This window comes from Stenotrophomonas lacuserhaii (assembly GCF_039674585.1).
Taxonomy (GTDB): Bacteria; Pseudomonadota; Gammaproteobacteria; order Xanthomonadales; family Xanthomonadaceae; genus Stenotrophomonas; species Stenotrophomonas pennii_A.
Window position 1 is genome coordinate 1 of the sequence record NZ_JBDJNU010000083.1, and the last position, 3,658, is coordinate 3,658.

5 protein-coding genes are annotated in these 3,658 nt (G+C 68.8%); 1 reads left to right on the top strand and 4 read right to left on the bottom strand.

Translation table 11 applies throughout. The annotated features are described in order from the left end of the window. Nucleotides 1–156: 156 nt before the first annotated feature. The 4 genes from ABE522_RS17425 to nudE are packed head-to-tail and all read right to left on the bottom strand — an operon-like array spanning nt 157 to nt 2,676. On the bottom strand, nt 157–480 hold the full coding sequence (locus ABE522_RS17425; RefSeq protein ID WP_346592778.1) for a YnfA family protein: 324 nt from the start codon (nt 478–480) through the stop codon (nt 157–159). Beyond that, nucleotides 477–1,298, bottom strand: a complete 822-nt coding sequence (mazG, locus tag ABE522_RS17430) for a nucleoside triphosphate pyrophosphohydrolase (RefSeq protein WP_346592779.1) — start codon at nt 1,296–1,298, stop codon at nt 477–479. The genes ABE522_RS17425 and mazG overlap by 4 nt, the downstream gene beginning before the upstream one ends. Next, complete coding sequence (gene cysQ, locus ABE522_RS17435; protein ID WP_346592780.1) at nt 1,295–2,122, bottom strand: 3'(2'),5'-bisphosphate nucleotidase CysQ; 828 nt, start codon at nt 2,120–2,122, stop codon at nt 1,295–1,297. The genes mazG and cysQ overlap by 4 nt, the downstream gene beginning before the upstream one ends. Beyond that, nucleotides 2,119–2,676 (bottom strand): ADP compounds hydrolase NudE, encoded by a 558-nt coding sequence (gene nudE / locus ABE522_RS17440; RefSeq protein WP_346592781.1) that lies wholly within the window; start codon nt 2,674–2,676, stop codon nt 2,119–2,121. The genes cysQ and nudE overlap by 4 nt, the downstream gene beginning before the upstream one ends. A 124-nt stretch (nt 2,677–2,800) precedes the next feature. On the opposite strand from nudE, the gene ABE522_RS17445 reads away from it, so the two are divergent. Then, nucleotides 2,801–3,538 (top strand): 16S rRNA (uracil(1498)-N(3))-methyltransferase, encoded by a 738-nt coding sequence (locus tag ABE522_RS17445; RefSeq protein WP_346592782.1) that lies wholly within the window; start codon nt 2,801–2,803, stop codon nt 3,536–3,538. Nucleotides 3,539–3,658: the final 120 nt, after the last annotated feature.

The following is a 3,658-nucleotide window of genomic DNA, read 5'->3' on the forward strand; positions in this document are numbered from 1 at the left end:
GTGGGGCGCCCGCACGCCTTTTTGGTCCTCCCGGGGGGGTCCCCCCGGTGGTGGGTCACGTTTGTGGCGGGGGGTGAGCGTGACGACCAAGGGTCTTCACCCACCAATCCTGGCGGTCGTCACCCACCAAGGCTGCGGTCGTCACCCACCCGATCGTCAGCCGGTGCGCGGGGCGAACATGATCACTGCCATGCCGGCCAGGCAAAGGCCCACGCCGAGCAGGTCCCAACGGCCGGGACGGATGCCGTCCACCCACCACAGCCAGGCCAGCGCAGTGCCGACGTAGACACCACCGTAGGCCGCATACACGCGCCCGCTGGCCTGCGGATGCAGGGTCAGCAGCCAGGCGAACAGCGCCAGGCTGGCCGCCGCCGGCACCAGCAACCACATACTGCCGTCGCGACGCAGCCACACCCATGGCAGGTAGCAGCCGATGATCTCGGCAAGCGCCGTCAACAGGAACAACCCGAAGGTTTTCACGAGGCGCTTTCGGTGGCCTTGGCGCGCTGCCAGAGCGCTTCCTGGGCCTCCAGGTCCAGCTCGGCCAGCTGCGTGCCGTCTTCGCCGGCGCCGGCTTCCATCGCGCGGAAGCGTCGCTCGAACTTGTGGTTGGCCCCGCGCAGCGCGGCGCCCACGTCGACATCGGCGTGGCGTGCCAGGTTGGCACAGACGAACAACAGGTCGCCGAGTTCTTCCTGCAGCCGGGCCTTGTTCGCCGCCACGTCGCCGCGTTCGAATTCCTCGCGCAGTTCCTGCAGTTCCTCGGCGGCCTTGTCGAGCACCGGCAACGGACCGGGCCAGTCGAACCCGACCCTGGCCGCGCGCGACTGCAGCTTCATCGCCCGCTGCCATTCCGGCAGCCCGCGCGAGATGCCGGCCAGCGCCGAGCCATCGGTCTCGCCCTTGGCGGCGCGCTCTTCGCGCTTGATCGCGTCCCAGTTGCGCAGCACCTCGGCGGCGTCGCCGGCACTGGCGTCGGCAAAGATGTGCGGGTGCCGGCGGACCATCTTGTCGTTGATGCTGCGCGCCACGTCGGCGAAGGCGAACGCGCCCTGCTCCTGTGCCATCTGGGCGTGGAACACCACCTGCAACAGCAGGTCACCCAGTTCGTCGCACAGGTCGTCCAGGTCGCCGCGATCGATCGCATCGGCCACCTCGTACGCTTCTTCGATGGTGTACGGCGCGATGGTGGAAAAATCCTGCTCCAGGTCCCACGGGCAGCCGCCCTGCGGGTCGCGCAGGCGCGCCATGATCGCCAGCAGCCGGCCCAGTTCGGTGGCAGCGTCGCTCGTGCTCATGTGGTCTCCGTTTCATCGTGTGGCAGCCAGTCGCGCCATGCCAGCCGGGTATCGCCCAAGGCCATGAAATCACCGTTGAGCAGGCTTTCGCGGCGGTTGTAACGGAACGGCTTGCCGGTGGCGGTGGACAGCACCGCGCCCCCTGCGGCGTGCAGTACGCACTGGCCGGCCGCGGTGTCCCATTCGCTGGTCGGACCCAGCCGCGGATAGACATCCAGATCGCCCTCGGCGATCCGGCAGAACTTCAACGAAGAGCCCTGGGCCACGGTTTCGATATCACCCATGCGATCCAGCAGCGCCTGCGTGCGCGCCGAACGGTGCGAGCGGCTGGCGGCGACCCGCAGCGGTGCCTGCGCCGGCACGCGGGTGCGCAGCACGGTGTCATGCACGCCCTGCCGGCGGTAGGCCTGCTCGCCACGCATGGCATGCCAGACCAGCCCGGTCACCGGCGCCAGCACCACGCCGAAGGTCGGCGCGCCCTGGTAGATCAGCGCGATGTTGACGCTGAATTCCCCGTTGCGCTTGATGAACTCGCGGGTGCCGTCCAGCGGATCGACCAGCCAGTAAGCGCCCCAGTGGCGACGCGTTTCCCAGGGCGCCGCCGTGGCTTCCTCGGACAGGATCGGCAGGTCCGGGGTCAGCCGCGACAGCCCACTGACGATGCGCTGGTGCGCGGCCAGGTCGGCGGCGGTGACCGGGCTGTCATCGGCCTTCATCGTGATGTCGAAGCCGGACGCGTAGACCTGCATGATCGCTGCGGCGGCATCCTGGGCAATGGCGATCACGGTTTCGCGCAGATCGGTGGTCAGGCGGGCGTGGGTCATGGCGCCGTCGCGCCGCGCTGCAGCCATTCACGGGCGATGAACAGGGCCGCCAGGGAGCGGCCTTCGGAGAAATCTTCGCGCAGCATCAGCTGGTCGATCCGCGACAGCTTCCACGGCACCACTTCCAGTTCTTCCGGCTCGTCGCCCTGCAGCCGCTCCGGATACAGATCGCGCGCCACCACCAGCCAAGACTGGTGGCTCATGTAGGTCGGTGCGAGTGTCATGGCACGCAGCACGTCGACCCGATGCGCCCCGTAGCCGGCCTCTTCCTTCAGCTCGCGGTCGGCCGCCTGCTCCGGCGTTTCGCCGGCATCGATCCGGCCCTTGACCAGGCCCAGTTCATAGCGGTGCATGCCGGCGGCGTATTCACGCACCAGCAGCACGGTGTCATCGTCCAGCATCGGCACCACCACCACGGCACCGTGGCCGCGGCTGACCAGGCGTTCGAAGCGGCGCTGTTCGCCGTTGGAAAACTCCAGGTCCAGGTGCTGGCGCTGGAACGGCCCGTTTTCCTCATCGGTGATGCGATGGATGATCGGCAGGGAACGGCTCATGCGGTATGCCCCGCGCGGGCCGATAGAATGGACGAAGGAAGCAACATGTTCATGAGCCCACGATGCTAGCAGAGACACCCCCCTCCCCGCAGGACGACCGCCCCTCCACCCGCGAGATCCCCGCATGCGCGTGACCCGCTGCCCCGTGTCCCTTCCCTTGCAGGCCGGCCAGACCGTGTCCCTGCCCGAGGACGCCGCCAACCACCTGCTAAGGGTGATGCGCCTGCGCGAAGGCGATGCCTGCGTGCTGTTCAATGGTGATGGGCATGACTATGCCGCCACGATTGTCGTCGCAGGAAAGCGTGATGCACAGGTGCGGATCGAAACAGCCACGCCGCTGGCCAATGAATCGTCGCTGCGGATCACCCTGCTGCAGGGCGTGGCGCGCGGCGAGAAGATGGACCTGATCCTGCAGAAGGCCACCGAACTCGGCGTGGCGGCCGTGGTGCCGGTCAATGCAGAGCGCACCGAAGTGAAGCTGGATGCCGCGCGCGCGCAGAAGCGCGTCGCGCATTGGAACAACGTGGTGCAGTCCGCCTGCGGCCAGTCCGGTCGTGCGGTGATTCCGCGGTTGGGCCCGCCGTTGGGCTTGGTGGCGGCGATGGCGGTGCTGCCCGCCGATACACTACGCCTGACCCTGGATCCGGAAGGCAGCCACCGCCTGTCCACCCTGCAGGCGGCACCGGCGGGGGGCATCGTGATCGCCATCGGTCCGGAGGGCGGCTGGTCGCCGCGCGATCGCCAGCAGTTGGCCGCAGCGGGCTTCCAGGGGCTTCAGCTGGGGCCGCGCATCCTGCGCACGGAAACGGCGGGGCTCGCCGCGATCGCGGCCCTGCAGGCGCGCCTGGGCGACATGGGCTGAAGCGCCGGTGGGTAGACCTTGCGGGTCTGCTGGGTCGACCTTGCAGACCTGGTGGGTGGACCTTGCAGACCTGGTGGGGGGGCACCGGGTGTCGTGCCGCGTAGGCCGGGGCAAGGGCGG